The sequence below is a fragment of the Burkholderia crassaminum genome (assembly GCF_964265005.1).
Lineage (GTDB): Bacteria > Pseudomonadota > Gammaproteobacteria > Burkholderiales > Burkholderiaceae > Burkholderia.
The window spans coordinates 2,659,335-2,674,599 of sequence record NZ_OZ183799.1; the positions used below are offsets into that span (position 1 = coordinate 2,659,335).

Consider the following 15,265-nt stretch of genomic DNA (forward strand, 5'->3'; position numbering starts at 1 on the left):
TCCTTACTTCACCCAGATGTTCAGCGGCGACATCATCCAGCAGCCGACCACGACCACCCAGATCACCGTGACGGGCAGGAACACCTTCCAGCCGAGACGCATGATCTGGTCGTAACGGTAGCGCGGGAACGTCGCGCGGACCCAGATGAATACCGACAGCAGTGCGAAGACCTTCAGCACCAGCCAGAAGATGCCCGGGATGAACGACAGGAATTCGAACGGTGCATCCCAGCCGCCGAGGAACAGCGTCGCAGCCAGCGCCGAGATCACGATCATGTTGATGTACTCGGCGAGGAAGAACAGCGCAAACGCCATGCCCGAGTAGTCGATCATGTGACCGGCAACGATTTCCGACTCCCCTTCCACCACGTCGAACGGGTGACGGTTCGTTTCGGCGATGCCCGAGATGAAGTAGACGACGAACGCGGGCAGGAGCGGCAGCCAGTTCCACGACAGGAAGTTCACGCCGTGGCCCGCGAAGAAGCCATGCTGCTGCGAGTTGACGATTTCCGACATGTTCAGGCTGCCGGCCGTCATCAGCACGAGCACCAGCGCGAAGCCCATCGAGATTTCGTACGAGACCATCTGCGCCGCGGCGCGCATCGCGCCGAGGAACGCGTACTTCGAGTTCGACGCCCAGCCCGCGAGGATCACCGCGTACACGCCGATCGACGAGATCGCCATCGCGTACAGCAGGCCCGCGTTGATGTTCGCGAGCACGGCCTGAGCCTGGAACGGGATCACGGCCCACACGGCAAACGCCGGCACGACGGTCATCACCGGCGCGATCAGGTACAGCCAGCGGCTGGCGGCGCTCGGCTGAATGACTTCCTTCAGCAGCAGCTTCAGCACGTCGGCGATCGGCTGCAGCAGGCCGCCGGGGCCGACGCGGTTCGGGCCGAGACGCACGTGCATCCAGCCGATCAGCTTGCGTTCCCACAGAATCAGGTACGCGACGCACAGCAGGATGACGACGGAGACGACGAGGATGCGCACGATTGCCCACACCGTCGGCCAAGCGAAGCCGAGAAGCTGGGACCCGCCCGCGTTGATCGTATCGAACAAGCTCATTTACGCCTTCTCCACCACCAGTTCACCGGACAGGCTACCGAGCGCTGCGCCGGCAGGCGTCGCCGCCGACACGCGAACGACGGTCTCCGCAAGATTCGCGTCGCGCACGGCCGGCAACTGCACCGCACGCTCGCCCTGGCGCACGCGCACCGCGTCGCCTTCCTTCAAGCCCAGCTTGTCGAACAGCGCGGCCGGCAGGGCTGCAGCATTCGCCGCCTTCGCAGCAGCCGTCAGGTGCAGCGCACCTGCACGGCGCACGAGCGCGTCGGCGTGATAGATCGGCACATCGGCCAGACGCTCGAAACCGCCGTTCGCCGCGTTCGCCGCGGCGCGCACCGGTGCGACCGACGTCTGGTTCGACAGGCGGCCCGCGACGCCGGCGTCGCCGAGCGCCGCGAGACGCACTTCTTCCGACGTCTCGTATTCGAAGTTCAGCAGGCCGAGCAGGCTGCCGAGCACGCGCAGCACCTTCCAGCCCGGACGCGTATCGCCGAGCGGGCGCACGACGCCGTTGAAGCTCTGCACGGTGCCTTCTGCGTTCACGTACGTACCGGCTGTTTCCGTGAACGGTGCGATCGGCAGCAGCACGTCGGCGTAGTCGAGGCCGTGCTTGAACGGCGACATCACGACGACCATTTCTGCCTGGTTCAGCGCGGCCAGTGCCTGTGCCGGATCAGCGGTGTCGAATTCCGGCTCGACGTTCAGCAGCACGTAGCCCTTGCGCGGCTGCGCGAACGCTTCGCGTGCGTTCAGGCCGCCTGCGCCCGGCAGCGCGCCGACGACGTGCGCGCCGACCGTGTTCGCCGCTTCCGTCAGGAAACCGAACGTGGCGCCGGTGTTGTCGGCGATCCACTGCGCAACGGCGTGCAGCTTCGCGAATTCCGGATGGCGAACTGCGACGTTGCCGAGCAGCACCGCGCGACGTTCGCCGTTCGCGAGCGACTGGGCGACAGCCTGCGCGGCCGGCGATGCGGCAACGCCTGCCAACGTGTCGGGCAGCGCGACGCCGCGCAGTTGCGCGACGGCCGCGGCGATGCCGGCCAGTTGGTCGAGCCATGCCGACGGCGCGGCAACGATGCGCTGCGCGGTCGGGATCAGTGCATCGTCACCGGTCGCGTGCAGGAAGTGCAGCTTCGCACCGTTCTTCGCGGCCTGACGCAGGCGGGCGGCAAACAGCGGGTGGTCGCGGCGCAGGAACGAACCGACAACGAACGCGGCGTCCACGTTCGACAGGTCGGCGATCGGCATGCCGAGCCACGGTGCGCCCTGGGCCGGCGCCGAGAAATCCTGCTGACGCAGACGGAAATCGACGTTCGGCGTCTTCAGTTCGTTGGCGAGCTGCTTCACGAGGAACAGCTCTTCAGCGGTGCTGTGCGCGCTCGCGAGCATCGCCAGCGCGTTCGCGCCGTGATCCTCGGCGATGCCCTTCAGGCCTTTCGCGACGTATTCGAGCGCGGTCTGCCAGTCGGTTTCGATCCACTGGCCGCCCTGCTTCAGCATCGGCTTCGTCAGGCGCTCTTCGCTGTTGAGGCCTTCGTACGAGAAGCGGTCCTTGTCGGAGATCCAGCATTCGTTGATGGCTTCGTTCTCGAACGGCAGCACGCGCATCACGCGGTTGTTCTTCACCTGCACGACGAGGTTCGCGCCGACGGAATCGTGTGGGCTCACCGACTTGCGGCGCGACAGTTCCCACGTACGGGCGCTGTAGCGGAACGGCTTGCTGGTCAGCGCGCCGACCGGGCACAGGTCGATCATGTTGCCCGACATTTCGGAATCGACCGTCTTGCCGACGAACGTCGTGATTTCCGAGTGCTCGCCGCGGCCCAGCATGCCGAACTCCATCACGCCGGCGATTTCCTGGCCGAAGCGGACGCAGCGCGTGCAGTGGATGCAGCGCGACATTTCTTCCATCGAGATCAGCGGGCCCACGTTCTTGTGGAACACCACGCGCTTCTCTTCCGAGTAGCGCGACGACGACTTGCCGTAGCCGACCGCCAGATCCTGCAGCTGGCATTCGCCGCCCTGATCGCAGATCGGGCAGTCGAGCGGGTGGTTGATGAGGAGGAATTCCATCACCGACTGCTGCGCCTTCACGGCCTTGTCGGATTGCGTATGGACGATCATGCCGGCCGACACGGGGGTCGCGCAGGCAGGCACGGCCTTCGGCATCTTCTCGACTTCGACGAGACACATCCGGCAGTTGGCCGCAACCGACAGTTTCTTGTGATAGCAGAAGTGAGGAATGTACGTATCCGCCTTGTGCGCAGCCTGGATCACCATGCTGCCTTCGGGCACCTCGACCTTCTTGCCGTCTATTTCAAGTTCAACCATGATGGTGAATGGTCCTTAACCTATTTCCGCCCGTTCGCGCCTTCGCCCGACCGTGCGCTCAAATTCCGCAACCGGGTTCGCTTCAGGCCGCAGCCGCGTGCGCGTGGCCGCCGACCATGCAGTGCTTGTGCTCGACGTGGTACGCGAATTCGTCCCAGTAGTGCTTGAGCATCCCGCGTACCGGCATCGCCGCCGCATCGCCGAGTGCACAGATCGTGCGGCCCATGATGTTCTCGGCCACCGAGTTCAGCAGGTCCAGATCTTCCTGGCGCCCTTCGCCGTGCTCGATACGGTTCACGACGCGATACAGCCAGCCGGTGCCTTCACGGCACGGCGTGCACTGGCCGCACGATTCCTCGTAATAGAAGTACGACAGGCGCAACAGCGAGCGCACCATGCAACGCGTCTCGTCCATCACGATCACCGCGCCGGAACCGAGCATCGAGCCGGCCTTCGCGATCGAATCGTAGTCGAGATCCGTCTGCATCATGATGTCGCCCGGGATCACCGGTGCCGACGACCCGCCAGGAATCACGGCCTTGATCTTCTTGCCGCCGCGCATCCCGCCGGCGAGCTCCATCAGCGTCGCGAACGGCGTGCCGAGCGGCACTTCGTAGTTGCCCGGACGCTCGACGTCGCCCGATACCGAGAAGATCTTCGTACCGCCGTTGTTCGGCTTGCCGATCTCGAGGTAATTCTGCGGCCCGATGGACAGCAGGAACGGCACCGCGGCAAACGTCTCGGTGTTGTTGATCGTGGTCGGCTTGCCGTACACGCCGAAGCTCGCCGGGAACGGCGGCTTGAAGCGCGGCTGGCCCTTCTTGCCTTCGAGCGACTCGAGCAGCGCCGTTTCCTCGCCGCAGATGTACGCGCCGTAACCGTGGTGCGCGTGCAGCTCGAACGAGAATTCCGAGCCCATGATGTGGTCGCCGAGGAACCCGGCCGCGCGCGCTTCATCGAGCGCGGCTTCGAAGCGTCGATACACTTCGAAGATTTCGCCGTGGATGTAGTTGTAGCCGACGGTGATGCCCATCGCGTACGCGCCGATGGCCATGCCTTCGATCAGCGCGTGCGGGTTCCAGCGCAGGATGTCGCGATCCTTGAACGTGCCCGGCTCGCCTTCGTCCGAGTTGCAGACGAGGTACTTCTGCCCCGGGAACTGGCGCGGCATGAAGCTCCACTTCAGGCCGGTCGGGAAGCCCGCACCGCCACGGCCGCGCAGGCCCGACGCCTTCACGTCGGCGATCACCTGCTCGGGCGGAATCTTTTCTTCGAGAATGCGGCGCAGCTGCTTGTAGCCGCCGCGCGCAACGTAATCTTCGAGATGCCAGTTCTCGCCGTTCAGACCAGCGAGGATCAGCGGTTTGATGTGACGGTCGTGGAGGGACGTCATTTCGAGAGCTCCTCAAGCAGCTGGTCGATCTTCTCGCGGCTCATGAAGCTGCACATTCTGTGATTGTTCACCAGCAGCACCGGCGCATCGCCGCACGAGCCCATGCATTCGCCTTCCTTCAGCGTGAACTTGCCGTCGGGCGTGGTCTCGCCGAAGCCGATGCCGAGCTTCTGTTTCAGGTAGTCGGCAGTCGCTTCCGCGCCACCGTCCGGGCCAAGCTGGCACGGCAGGTTCGTACAGAGCGTGATCTTGTGCTTGCCGACCGGGTTGAGCTCGTACATCGTGTAGAACGTCGCGACTTCCTGCACGGCAACGGCCGGCATGCCGAGATAGTCCGCGACGAACTGCATCAGTTCGGGCGACAGCCAGCCGTGCTCTTCCTGAGCAACGGCCAACGCCGACATCACGGCGGACTGTTTCTGATCGGCGGGATACTTCGTCAACGCTCGATCGATTTCCTTCAGGCCTTCAGCTGAGATCATTTTCAGACACGACTCTTTCAATTCCTACCGAACGAACAACCTGCCGCACACTGGGGTGCATGGACGGCAGACCTGGCGCTCACTCTGTTGACAGCTTGCGAAGCCGCGCCGGTTCAGCGCGCAACGCGTGTGACTGACTGCTCACCGCCCGCTCGCGCGGGCGGCGCAACCATTAGCGATCGATTTCGCCGAACACGATGTCCTGCGTACCGATGATCGTGACGGCGTCGGCGATCATGTGACCGCGCGCCATTTCGTCGAGCGACGCCAGGTGAGCGAAACCCGGTGCGCGAATCTTGAGGCGATACGGCTTGTTGGCACCGTCCGACACGAGGTAGATGCCGAATTCACCCTTCGGATGCTCGACCGCCGCGTACGCTTCGCCTTCCGGCACATGGAAACCTTCGGTGAAGAGCTTGAAGTGGTGAATCAAGTCTTCCATGTTGGTCTTCATGCCGACGCGCGACGGCGGTGCAACCTTGTGATTGTCCGTCATCACCGGGCCCTGATTCTTGCGGAGCCACTCAATACACTGTTTCGCGATGCGGATCGACTGGCGCATTTCTTCGACGCGCACCAGATAGCGGTCGTAGCAATCGCCGTTCACGCCGACCGGCACGTCGAAATCCATGCGATCGTACACTTCGTACGGCTGCTTCTTGCGCAGATCCCACGCGATACCCGAGCCGCGCAGCATCGGGCCCGTCAGGCCCATCTGCAGCGCACGTTCCGGGCTGACCACGCCGATCCCGACCAGACGCTGCTTCCAGATCCGGTTATCGGTAAGCAGCGTTTCGTACTCGTCGACGCACTTCGGAAAGCGCGTGAAGAAGTCGTCGATGAAGTCGAGCACCGAGCCGCTGCGCGCTTCGTTCATCTTCGCGAGCGCCTTCTCGTTGCGAATCTTCGACGCCTTGTATTGCGGCATTGCGTCAGGCAGGTCGCGGTAGACGCCGCCCGGACGGTAGTACGCCGCGTGCATCCGGGCGCCGGACACCGCTTCGTACACGTCCATCAGGTCTTCGCGTTCGCGGAAGGCGTACAGGAACACGGCCATCGCGCCAACGTCGAGTGCGTGCGCGCCGATCCACATCAGGTGGTTCAGCACGCGCGTGATCTCGTCGAACAACACGCGGATGTACTGCGCGCGCTCCGGCACTTCGATGCCGAGCAGCTTTTCGATCGCGAGCACGTAGCCGTGCTCGTTGACCATCATCGACACGTAGTCGAGACGGTCCATGTACGGCACGGACTGGATGAAAGTTTTGGATTCCGCGAGCTTTTCCGTCGCGCGGTGCAGCAGGCCGATGTGCGGATCGGCACGCTGGATGACTTCGCCGTCAAGCTCGAGCACGAGGCGCAGCACGCCGTGCGCTGCCGGGTGCTGCGGGCCGAAGTTGAGCGTGTAGTTCTTGATTTCTGCCATGACGCCCCCTTAATGTTTCAGACCGCCATAGCGATCCTCGCGGATCACGCGCGGCGTGATTTCGCGCGGCTCGATCGTCACCGGCTGGTACACGACCCGCTTCTCTTCCGGGTCGTAACGCATTTCGACATAGCCCGACACCGGGAAGTCCTTGCGGAACGGGTGACCGATGAAGCCGTAGTCGGTGAGGATGCGGCGCAGGTCGGGGTGGCCTTCGAACACGATGCCGTACAGGTCGAACGCTTCACGCTCGTACCAGTTCGCGGAGGTCCAGATGTCGACCAGCGATGCCACGATCGGCAGGTCGTCGTCCGGTGCGAATGCGCGCAGGCGCAGACGCCAGTTGTTCGTGACCGACAGCAGGTGCGACACGGCCGCGAAACGCGGGCCGTCGTAGGCGCCGTCGCCGAAGGTCTGGTAGTCGACGCCGCAGAGGTCGATCAGTTGCTCGAAACGGAGCTTCGGATCGTCGCGCAGCATCTTTGCGACTTCGAGGTAATCGCTCGCCTTCACGACGAGCGTCAGTTCACCGATCGCTTCGGTGAGGCTCACCACGCGCGCGCCGAGCGCGGCTTCGAGGTTTGCCTTGAGGGTCTCGATTTTGCTTGCCATATTGAGGGGACGCTCGGGGCTTTATTGACGGGCGATGGTATTGGTGCGGCGGATCTTCGCCTGAAGCTGGATCACGCCGTAGACCAGCGCCTCGGCCGTGGGCGGACAGCCCGGCACGTAGACGTCGACGGGCACGATCCGGTCGCAGCCGCGGACCACCGAGTACGAGTAGTGATAGTAGCCACCACCGTTCGCGCACGACCCCATCGAGATCACCCAGCGCGGCTCGGCCATCTGGTCGTACACGCGGCGCAGCGCGGGCGCCATCTTGTTGCAGAGCGTGCCAGCGACGATCATCACGTCCGACTGACGCGGGCTCGGGCGGAACACGACGCCGAACCGGTCCAGGTCGTAACGGGCCGCACCCGCATGCATCATTTCGACGGCGCAACACGCGAGCCCGAACGTCATCGGCCACAGCGAGCCGGTACGCGTCCAGTTGATCAGCTTGTCAGCCGTCGTGGTGACAAACCCTTCCTTCAAGACCCCTTCGATACTCATTTGCTTTCCACTCCAGACGAGCGACCGAGCGTGGCCGCTCATGCAAACCGGCGATTAACCCATCACTCCCAATCGAGGCCGCCTTTCTTCCAGATATAGGCAAAGCCCAGCAGGAATTCGAGCAGAAAAATCATCATTGCGATGAAACCCGGCCAGCCGATATCCCGGAGCGCGACGCCCCACGGGAACAGGAATGCGGTTTCGAGATCGAAGATGATGAACAGGATGGCGACGAGGTAATACCGGACGTCGAATTTCATCCGGGCGTCTTCAAAGGCTTCGAAGCCGCACTCGTACGGTGCGTTCTTCTCGACGTCCGGCTTGTTGGGACCAAGGAGCTTGCCGATGCTGACCAGCGCTATACCTAAACCAGTGCCCACGAGGAGGAACAACAAGACGGGGTAATAGGCTGCGAGGTTCAAGGCAATCCTCTATCGGTTGGTTCTGAGCGTCCGGAGAATACCACTATCCGGCGGAAGGAATCATTTCGGAGTGCAGGCGATCGCAAGACAACCGCAAGCACACCCCAGAAATGAAAAATGCCAGCCACTAGAAGCGGCTGGCATTGAGTAACTTTGGTGCCGACGGCGAGACTCGAACTCGCACAGCTTTCGCCACTACCCCCTCAAGATAGCGTGTCTACCAATTTCACCACGTCGGCACTGCATGCAACCGGGGTTGTAACTACTTGTTTCCCGCGAATCGCTTCAAGAATTAAATTCTAACCCGACTTCCAGAATTGTTCAACGCACAAACGCAAAAAATTTAACTTTTTATTTCGGGACGTCCTGGCCCGGCGCGCTCGCGGCCGAACCTGCGGCAGCGGATGCCGCGACGGCCGGTACCGACGCTGCAGGCGCCGATGCCGGTGCGGTCGCAACCCCACCCAGCACGCCTGCCGACGGCGTCGACTTGTACGAACCGAGGTACGTCAGCGCGAGCGTCGCGATGAAGAAGATCGTCGCGAGAATGCCCGTCGTACGCGACAGGAAGTTCGCCGAGCCCGTTGCACCGAACAGGCTGCCCGACGCGCCGCTGCCGAATGCAGCGCCCATGTCGGCACCCTTGCCGTGCTGCAGCAGCACGAGACCAATCACACCGAGTGCAGACAGCACCTGCACCACAATAATCAGCGTCTTGAATAACAGCATCACACCCACCCGAATGGATCGGGCGACCGGAACGACCGGCCGCCGTCATGGTTCAATTCGATCGCAGACCGCTCAGCGCGCGGCCCGGCAGATCGCCAGGAAATCCTCTGCCTTCAGCGACGCGCCGCCGATCAGGCCACCGTCGATATCCGGCTGCGCAAACAGCTCTTCCGCGTTGTCCGGCTTCACGCTGCCGCCGTACAGCACGGACACGTCCGCCGCGCCCTTTGCCGCGAGACGCGCACGCAGGAACGCGTGCACGTCCTGTGCCTGCGCCGACGTCGCGCTCTTGCCCGTACCGATCGCCCAGACCGGTTCGTACGCGACGACGATGCGCACAGCCTCGTCGGCCGTCAGCACGGCCAGCACTGCGTCGAGCTGCGCACCGACCACCTGCTCGGTCGCACCCGACTCGCGCTCGCCGAGCGTCTCACCGACGCACACGACCGGCGTGAGCCCCGCCGCGAGCGCGCGCTGCGTCTTCGCCGCGACCGTCTCGTTGCTTTCGCCGTGATACGCGCGGCGCTCCGAGTGACCGACGATCGCATAGCGTGCACCGAACTCCGCGATCATCGCCGCCGCCACTTCGCCGGTGAACGCACCCTGCTCGTGCGCCGATACGTCTTGCGCACCGCAGGCGACACGGCCGCCGTCGAGCTGCGCCTGAACCTGCGCGAGATACGGGAACGGCACGCACACACCGACCGACGTTTCGGCAGCTACCGCGCCCACGCCCTGCACCACTTCGTTCAGCAACACCTGGTTGCCGGCCAGCCGGCCGTGCATCTTCCAGTTGCCGATCACACGCTTAGTTCTCTGTTTCGACATCGTGTCTGTCTCGTCACCGCTTGGTCATTAACGCGCCGGAAACCGGCCGTCAGGTTTGATCTGGCGAAGCAAACCGGCGATTTTACTGCGCGCGACTTGAACCGGTCAAACCGCGCATGTCAAGCCCGGCCGCACGGGCCGTCAGGCGTTCGTACCCCAATCGAGCACGATCTTGCCGGTGTGCTCGCTGCTTTCCATCAGCGCGTGCGCCTGCGCGGCTTCCGCAGCCGGCAATACGCGATAGATCACCGGCTTGATGCGGCCATCGGCAATCAGCGGCCACACGCGCGCCTTCAGTTGCGCGGCGATCTGCGCCTTGAACTCGACCGGACGCGGGCGCAGCGTCGAACCCGTGATCGTCAGCCGGCGACGCAGGATCTCGCCCAGGTTGACGTCGGCCTTCGCGCCGCCGAGCAGCGCAATCAGCACGAGACGGCCGCCATCCGCGAGCGCGGACAGTTCGCGCGGCACGTACGAGCCCGCCACCATGTCGAGGATCACGTCGACGCCGCGATCGTGCGTCAGCGACTTCACGACCTCGACGAAGTCTTCCGTCTTGTAGTTGATCGCGCGTTCGGCGCCGAGCGCCTCGCACGCGCGGCACTTGTCGGCAGTGCCGGCCGTCGCGAACACGCGAAAGCCGAGCGCATGCGCGATCTGGATCGCCGTCACGCCGATGCCGCTCGAGCCGCCCTGCACGAGCAACGTCTCGTGCTCGCCGCCCTCGCCCGCGCCGAGCTGCGCACGGTCGAACACGTTGCTCCACACGGTGAAAAACGTTTCGGGCAGCGACGCGGCCTCGATATCGGTGAGCCCGTCAGGCACCGGCAGGCACTGCGGCAGCGGCGCCACCGCGTACTCGGCATAACCACCGCCCGCGAGCAGCGCGCACACTCGATCGCCCAGTTTCAGGCCGAACGGGTTCAGCGCGGCGTCGGACAGGTCGCCGCCGACGATCTCACCTGCGACCTCGAGGCCCGGCAGATCCGACGCACCCGGCGGCGGCGCATAAGCCCCCTTGCGCTGGAACACGTCGGGCCGGTTCACGCCGGAAGCCGCCACCTTGATCAGCACTTCGCCGCGCTTCGGTTCGGGGCGCGGACGCTCCGCGAGCTTCAGCACGTCGGGGGCGCCGAATTCGGTGATTTCGATGGCTTTCATGGTGAGGGTCGCTCCGGGATCAGGATCGGAATCGGATGGTGCGCCCGCACGCGGCACGGGCGCCTTGCCGGCGCTGCTGCGCCGCACAACGATGCTACAGAAAAAACGGCCGGCACGCTTTCGCACTGCCGGCCGTTGGTCCGCCTGCCCGCTTACTGCTGCGGCGGCGTATCCGACTGCGACGCCGCCGCTGCTTCATTCAGCAGCGCCTTCGCCGACAGACGCACGCGACCCTTTTCGTCCGTCTGGATGACCTTGACCTTCACTTGCTGGCCTTCCTTCAGGTAGTCGTTGATGTCCTTCACACGCTCGTTGACGATTTCCGAGATGTGCAGCAGGCCATCCTTGCCCGGCAGCAGGTTCACGATCGCGCCGAAATCCAGCAGCTTCAGAACCGTGCCTTCGTACACCTGGCCGACTTCGATCTCTGCCGTGATGTTCTCGATGCGCTTCTTCGCTTCGGCCATGCCGTCGCTGTTCGTGCTCGCGATCGTCACGACGCCGTCGTCCGAGATGTCGATGGTCGTGCCAGTTTCTTCCGTCAGCGCACGGATCACCGAACCGCCCTTGCCGATCACGTCGCGGATCTTTTCCGGGTTGATCTTGATCGTGATCATGCGCGGCGCGAATTCCGACAGTTGCGTGTTCGCACCCGAGACTGCCGATGTCATCTTGCCGAGGATGTGCATGCGGCCTTCCTTCGCCTGCGCGAGCGCGACCTGCATGATTTCCTTCGTGATGCCCTGGATCTTGATGTCCATCTGCAGCGCCGTCACGCCTTGCTCCGTGCCGGCCACCTTGAAGTCCATGTCGCCGAGGTGATCTTCGTCGCCGAGGATGTCGGTCAGCACCGCGAACTTGTTGCCTTCGAGGATCAGGCCCATCGCGATGCCCGCGACGTGCGCCTTCATCGGCACGCCGGCATCCATCAGCGCGAGGCAGCCGCCGCACACCGACGCCATCGACGACGAACCGTTCGATTCGGTGATTTCCGACACGACGCGGATCGAGTAGCCGAATTCGTCAGCGCTCGGCAGGCACTTGACCAGCGCGCGCTTCGCGAGGCGGCCGTGGCCGATTTCGCGGCGCTTCGGCGAGCCGACGCGGCCCGTTTCGCCGGTCGCGAACGGGGGCATGTTGTAGTGGAGCATGAAGCGCTCGCGGTACTCGCCTTCGAGCGCGTCGATGATCTGCTCGTCACCCTTCGTGCCGAGCGTCGCGACGACCAGCGCCTGCGTTTCGCCGCGCGTGAACAGCGCCGAGCCGTGGGTACGCGGCAGCACGCCGGTGCGGATCTCGATCGGGCGCACGGTGCGCGTGTCGCGGCCGTCGATGCGCGGCTCGCCGTTCAGGATCTGCGAACGGACGATCTTCGCCTCGATGTCGAACAGCACGTTGCCGACGGTGGCCTTGTCGGCCGCTGCCGTACCGGCTGCCTGCGCGTCTTCCTCGAGCTTCGCCGAGGTCGCCGAGTAGACTTCCTTCAGCTTCGTCGAGCGAGCCTGCTTGTCACGGAGCTGGTAAGCGGCGAGCAGGTCGTTCTGTGCCAGTTCGGTCACGCGTGCGATCAGCGCCTCGTTCTTCGGCGTCGGCTGCCAGTCCCACTCGGGCTTGCCGCCTTCGCGCACCAGTTCGTGGATCGCGTCGATCGCGACTTGCATCTGCTCGTGGCCGAACACCACCGCGCCCAGCATCACTTCTTCCGACAGCTGGTCGGCTTCCGATTCGACCATCAGCACCGCGCGTTCCGTACCCGCCACGACGAGATCGAGGCTCGATGCCTTGATCTGGTCACGCGTCGGGTTCAGCACGTAGGCGTTGTCGATGTACGCGACGCGCGCGGCACCGACCGGGCCGTTGAACGGCAGGCCCGACACGGCGAGCGCAGCCGATGCGCCGATCAGCGCGGGGATGTCCGCCGGGATTTCCGGGTTCACGGACAGCACGTGGATCACGACCTGGACTTCGTTGTAGAAGCCTTCCGGGAACAGCGGGCGCAGCGGACGGTCGATCAGGCGCGACGTCAGCGTCTCATGCTCCGACGGACGGCCTTCGCGGCGGAAGAAACCGCCCGGGATCTTGCCGGCCGAGTAGGTCTTTTCGAGGTAATCGACGGTCAGCGGGAAGAAGTCCTGGCCCGGCTTCGCCGTCTTCGCGCCGACGACGGTTGCCAGCACGACGGTGTCTTCGACGTCGACGATCACCGCACCGCTCGCCTGGCGAGCGACTTCACCGGTTTCGAGGCGCACCTTGTGCTGGCCCCACTGGAATTCCTTCACGACCTTGTTGAACATGGACATGGTTGCTCCTTTGAATTCATGCATTTCATTCGCCGCGCCGGCCATCCGGCACGGCGGCGTCCCGACCGAATCACCCGGAGCAAGGTGTGTTTTTTATGCCATTCCAGCGCGGCGCTCGTACAGCGACGCGCTGGAATGACACAAATCCTGCCCCGGTATCAGTCGTTGCGGCAGCCCCGCACTAACGTGCCGGACAGCCTGCGATGCGCGTGACGCTACGCATCGCGCAAAAACAAAATGCCTGTATCAGCGGACTGACACAGGCATCTTGCTGGCGGCAATCGCCTCGATTACTTACGCAGACCCAGCTTCTCGATCAGCGCGCGGTAACGGTCGGCATCCTTGCCCTTGAGGTAGTCGAGCAGCTTGCGGCGGCGGCTCACCATGCGCAGCAGACCGCGGCGGCTGTGGTGATCCTTCGCATGGGTCTTGAAGTGACCCGTCAGTTCGACGATACGTGCGGTCAGCAGTGCGACCTGAACTTCGGGCGACCCCGTGTCGTTGGTAGCACGGGCGAACTGAGCAACGACTTCCGACTTCTTGATATCTGCAACAGACATGTGATTTCCTTTCTAACTGAACAGGCGGACACGGAAGAATGGCCGTGCCGTGACTTACAACCGGCGGGCATTGTAGCACAACTCCACGCCTTTCTTACCGCCCCCTGTCACGGGCGCGTCATCGAGCATGTCGACGGCATCTCCGTGCGCTGCGCCGGCACCGCCAGCACCGTCCGGAAGCCGTATCCCGACCCCTCGTTGTCGAAGCGCACGCCCGGCGTGCCGGCCTTGTCCATCTCCATCACGTAAAGGGGCTGGATCAACTGATGATCCTGCGCGCGCATTCGCGACGCATGGAAGCCGTCGTCGAACGACAGGCCTTCGAGCGCCCGTGCGACCGCGACGGGGTCGGCCGAACCCGCGCGGTTCATCGCGGCGGCCAGCATCTCGATCATCAGGCTCATCCGCCGCACCGGATAGTCGTCCTGGGCAGCTGGAAAACGGTTCCGGAACGCGCGGTAGAACGCATCGGATTTCACGCCGCCCGCGTTCGGGTGCCAGTCCGCCACGGCCACGACCCGCCCCACGCCGGCGTCGCCAAGTGCGGCCGGCGCGCCGAGGCTGTTGCCATAGAACGTATAGAACTTCGCATTCAGCCCCTGCTCGCGCGCCGCCTTCACGAGCAGCGTGAGGTCGTTGCCCCAGTTGCCGGTCACGACGGCGTCGGCGCCGCTCGCGCGAATCTTCGCGATGTACGGCGAGAAATCCTTGATCCGGCCGATCGGGTGGAATTCATCACCGGCGATCGTCACGTCCGGGCGCCGCGCGGCCAGCGCCTGCCGTGCGAGCGTACTGACGTCGTGGCCGAAGCTGTAGTCCTGGTTCAGGAGGTAGACCTTGCGCAGTGCGCGGTCGCGCGCCATCACGTCCGCGAGCGCGGCCATCCGCATACCCGCATGCGCATCGAAGCGGAAATGCCAGAAACTGCAGCGCGCGCCGGTCAGCGCCGGATCATCGGCCGAATAGTTGAGGAACAGCATCCGGTTGTCCGGATCGCGCGCATTCAGCTTGTCGAGCGCCGCGACGAGCGCGGCCGCCACGGCCGAGCTGTTGCCCTGCGCGACGAAGCCGATATGCCTGTCGGCGGCCGCGCGCAACTGCACGAGCGCCTCCTCCGGGCTGCCCTTGCTGTCGAGCACGACGAGTTCGAGCGGATGCGCGCCGTCGCGCAGCTTCACGCCGCCCGCGGCGTTGACCTGCTCGACGCCGAAGCGCAGGTTGCGCTCGACCGCCGCGCCCGCATTCGCGAACGGGCCAGACATCCCTTCGATCAGCGCGACCCGCACCGGCTCGCCGCCGGCAAATGCCGACGACGCCAGCATCCACCCCGCGCTCAACACGAGCGCGCATCGCTTCCACCCCTGCATCGGCCACCTGCCCTTCAATCTGCCCGAGAAGCGCGGATCATAGGCCGGCGCCCCTGCCGCCCGCAAGCGCAACCGCGCCGGC

The 15,265-nt window shown here is 64.4% G+C and carries 14 protein-coding genes and 1 tRNA gene; all 15 read right to left on the minus strand.

Annotated features, from left to right (window positions below; all coding sequences use genetic code 11):
* Nucleotides 1-3: 3 nt before the first annotated feature.
* Nucleotides 4-1,071 (minus strand): NADH-quinone oxidoreductase subunit NuoH, encoded by a 1,068-nt coding sequence (gene nuoH, locus ACPTTF_RS12285; RefSeq protein ID WP_166960648.1) that lies wholly within the window; start codon nt 1,069-1,071, stop codon nt 4-6.
* Entirely contained in the window at nt 1,072-3,402 is a 2,331-nt protein-coding gene (gene nuoG, locus ACPTTF_RS12290) for an NADH-quinone oxidoreductase subunit NuoG (RefSeq protein WP_423371318.1), read from the minus strand.
* Nucleotides 3,403-3,484: 82 nt separating this feature from the next.
* Nucleotides 3,485-4,795: an NADH-quinone oxidoreductase subunit NuoF gene (gene nuoF / locus ACPTTF_RS12295; protein ID WP_176050374.1), complete on the minus strand. Its 1,311-nt coding sequence runs from the start codon at nt 4,793-4,795 to the stop codon at nt 3,485-3,487.
* Nucleotides 4,792-5,277: an NADH-quinone oxidoreductase subunit NuoE gene (gene nuoE / locus ACPTTF_RS12300; protein WP_006750460.1), complete on the minus strand. Its 486-nt coding sequence runs from the start codon at nt 5,275-5,277 to the stop codon at nt 4,792-4,794. The genes nuoF and nuoE overlap by 4 nt, the downstream gene beginning before the upstream one ends.
* A gap of 172 nt (nt 5,278-5,449) precedes the next feature.
* On the minus strand, nt 5,450-6,703 hold the full coding sequence (locus tag ACPTTF_RS12305) for an NADH-quinone oxidoreductase subunit D (protein WP_043188847.1): 1,254 nt from the start codon (nt 6,701-6,703) through the stop codon (nt 5,450-5,452).
* 9 nt (nt 6,704-6,712) lie between these two features.
* Complete coding sequence (locus tag ACPTTF_RS12310; protein WP_043188849.1) at nt 6,713-7,315, minus strand: NADH-quinone oxidoreductase subunit C; 603 nt, start codon at nt 7,313-7,315, stop codon at nt 6,713-6,715.
* Between the two features lie 21 nt (nt 7,316-7,336).
* Nucleotides 7,337-7,816, minus strand: coding sequence for a NuoB/complex I 20 kDa subunit family protein (locus ACPTTF_RS12315; RefSeq protein WP_006398799.1), 480 nt, complete (start codon nt 7,814-7,816; stop codon nt 7,337-7,339).
* Nucleotides 7,817-7,878: 62 nt separating this feature from the next.
* The gene (locus ACPTTF_RS12320; RefSeq protein WP_006398798.1) at nt 7,879-8,238 is read right to left on the minus strand and encodes an NADH-quinone oxidoreductase subunit A; all 360 of its coding nucleotides are present in this window, start codon (nt 8,236-8,238) and stop codon (nt 7,879-7,881) included.
* 154 nt (nt 8,239-8,392) lie between these two features.
* Nucleotides 8,393-8,477 (minus strand) — tRNA-Leu (locus tag ACPTTF_RS12325).
* Nucleotides 8,478-8,589: 112 nt separating this feature from the next.
* Nucleotides 8,590-8,967, minus strand: a complete 378-nt coding sequence (gene secG / locus ACPTTF_RS12330; RefSeq protein ID WP_166960657.1) for a preprotein translocase subunit SecG — start codon at nt 8,965-8,967, stop codon at nt 8,590-8,592.
* 72 nt (nt 8,968-9,039) lie between these two features.
* Nucleotides 9,040-9,795, minus strand: a complete 756-nt coding sequence (gene tpiA, locus ACPTTF_RS12335) for a triose-phosphate isomerase (protein ID WP_423371319.1) — start codon at nt 9,793-9,795, stop codon at nt 9,040-9,042.
* A gap of 141 nt (nt 9,796-9,936) precedes the next feature.
* Entirely contained in the window at nt 9,937-10,956 is a 1,020-nt protein-coding gene (locus ACPTTF_RS12340; protein ID WP_423371320.1) for an NAD(P)H-quinone oxidoreductase, read from the minus strand.
* Between the two features lie 152 nt (nt 10,957-11,108).
* Nucleotides 11,109-13,256, minus strand: coding sequence for a polyribonucleotide nucleotidyltransferase (gene pnp / locus ACPTTF_RS12345; protein ID WP_423371321.1), 2,148 nt, complete (start codon nt 13,254-13,256; stop codon nt 11,109-11,111).
* 290 nt (nt 13,257-13,546) lie between these two features.
* A complete protein-coding gene (rpsO, locus tag ACPTTF_RS12350) occupies nt 13,547-13,816 on the minus strand; it encodes a 30S ribosomal protein S15 (protein WP_043188860.1) in 270 nt (89 codons plus the stop codon).
* A 107-nt stretch (nt 13,817-13,923) separates the two neighbouring features.
* Entirely contained in the window at nt 13,924-15,183 is a 1,260-nt protein-coding gene (locus ACPTTF_RS12355) for a branched-chain amino acid ABC transporter substrate-binding protein (protein WP_423371322.1), read from the minus strand.
* Between the last annotated feature and the right edge of the window lie 82 nt (nt 15,184-15,265).

Excerpts from the sequence above, each read along its gene's own strand:
- ACPTTF_RS12305 (WP_043188847.1), bottom strand. The coding sequence starts at position 6,703 with ATGGCAGAAATCAAGAACTACACGCTCAACTTCGGCCCGCAGCACCCG.
- nuoG (WP_423371318.1), bottom strand. The coding sequence starts at position 3,402 with ATGGTTGAACTTGAAATAGACGGCAAGAAGGTCGAGGTGCCCGAAGGC.
- nuoF (WP_176050374.1), bottom strand. The coding sequence starts at position 4,795 with ATGACGTCCCTCCACGACCGTCACATCAAACCGCTGATCCTCGCTGGT.
- ACPTTF_RS12355 (WP_423371322.1), bottom strand. The coding sequence starts at position 15,183 with ATGCAGGGGTGGAAGCGATGCGCGCTCGTGTTGAGCGCGGGGTGGATG.
- ACPTTF_RS12315 (WP_006398799.1), bottom strand. The coding sequence starts at position 7,816 with ATGAGTATCGAAGGGGTCTTGAAGGAAGGGTTTGTCACCACGACGGCT.
- pnp (WP_423371321.1), bottom strand. The coding sequence starts at position 13,256 with ATGTCCATGTTCAACAAGGTCGTGAAGGAATTCCAGTGGGGCCAGCAC.
- nuoE (WP_006750460.1), bottom strand. The coding sequence starts at position 5,277 with ATGATCTCAGCTGAAGGCCTGAAGGAAATCGATCGAGCGTTGACGAAG.
- tpiA (WP_423371319.1), bottom strand. The coding sequence starts at position 9,795 with ATGTCGAAACAGAGAACTAAGCGTGTGATCGGCAACTGGAAGATGCAC.
- nuoH (WP_166960648.1), bottom strand. The coding sequence starts at position 1,071 with ATGAGCTTGTTCGATACGATCAACGCGGGCGGGTCCCAGCTTCTCGGC.
- ACPTTF_RS12310 (WP_043188849.1), bottom strand. The coding sequence starts at position 7,315 with ATGGCAAGCAAAATCGAGACCCTCAAGGCAAACCTCGAAGCCGCGCTC.
- rpsO (WP_043188860.1), bottom strand. The coding sequence starts at position 13,816 with ATGTCTGTTGCAGATATCAAGAAGTCGGAAGTCGTTGCTCAGTTCGCC.
- ACPTTF_RS12340 (WP_423371320.1), bottom strand. The coding sequence starts at position 10,956 with ATGAAAGCCATCGAAATCACCGAATTCGGCGCCCCCGACGTGCTGAAG.
- secG (WP_166960657.1), bottom strand. The coding sequence starts at position 8,967 with ATGCTGTTATTCAAGACGCTGATTATTGTGGTGCAGGTGCTGTCTGCA.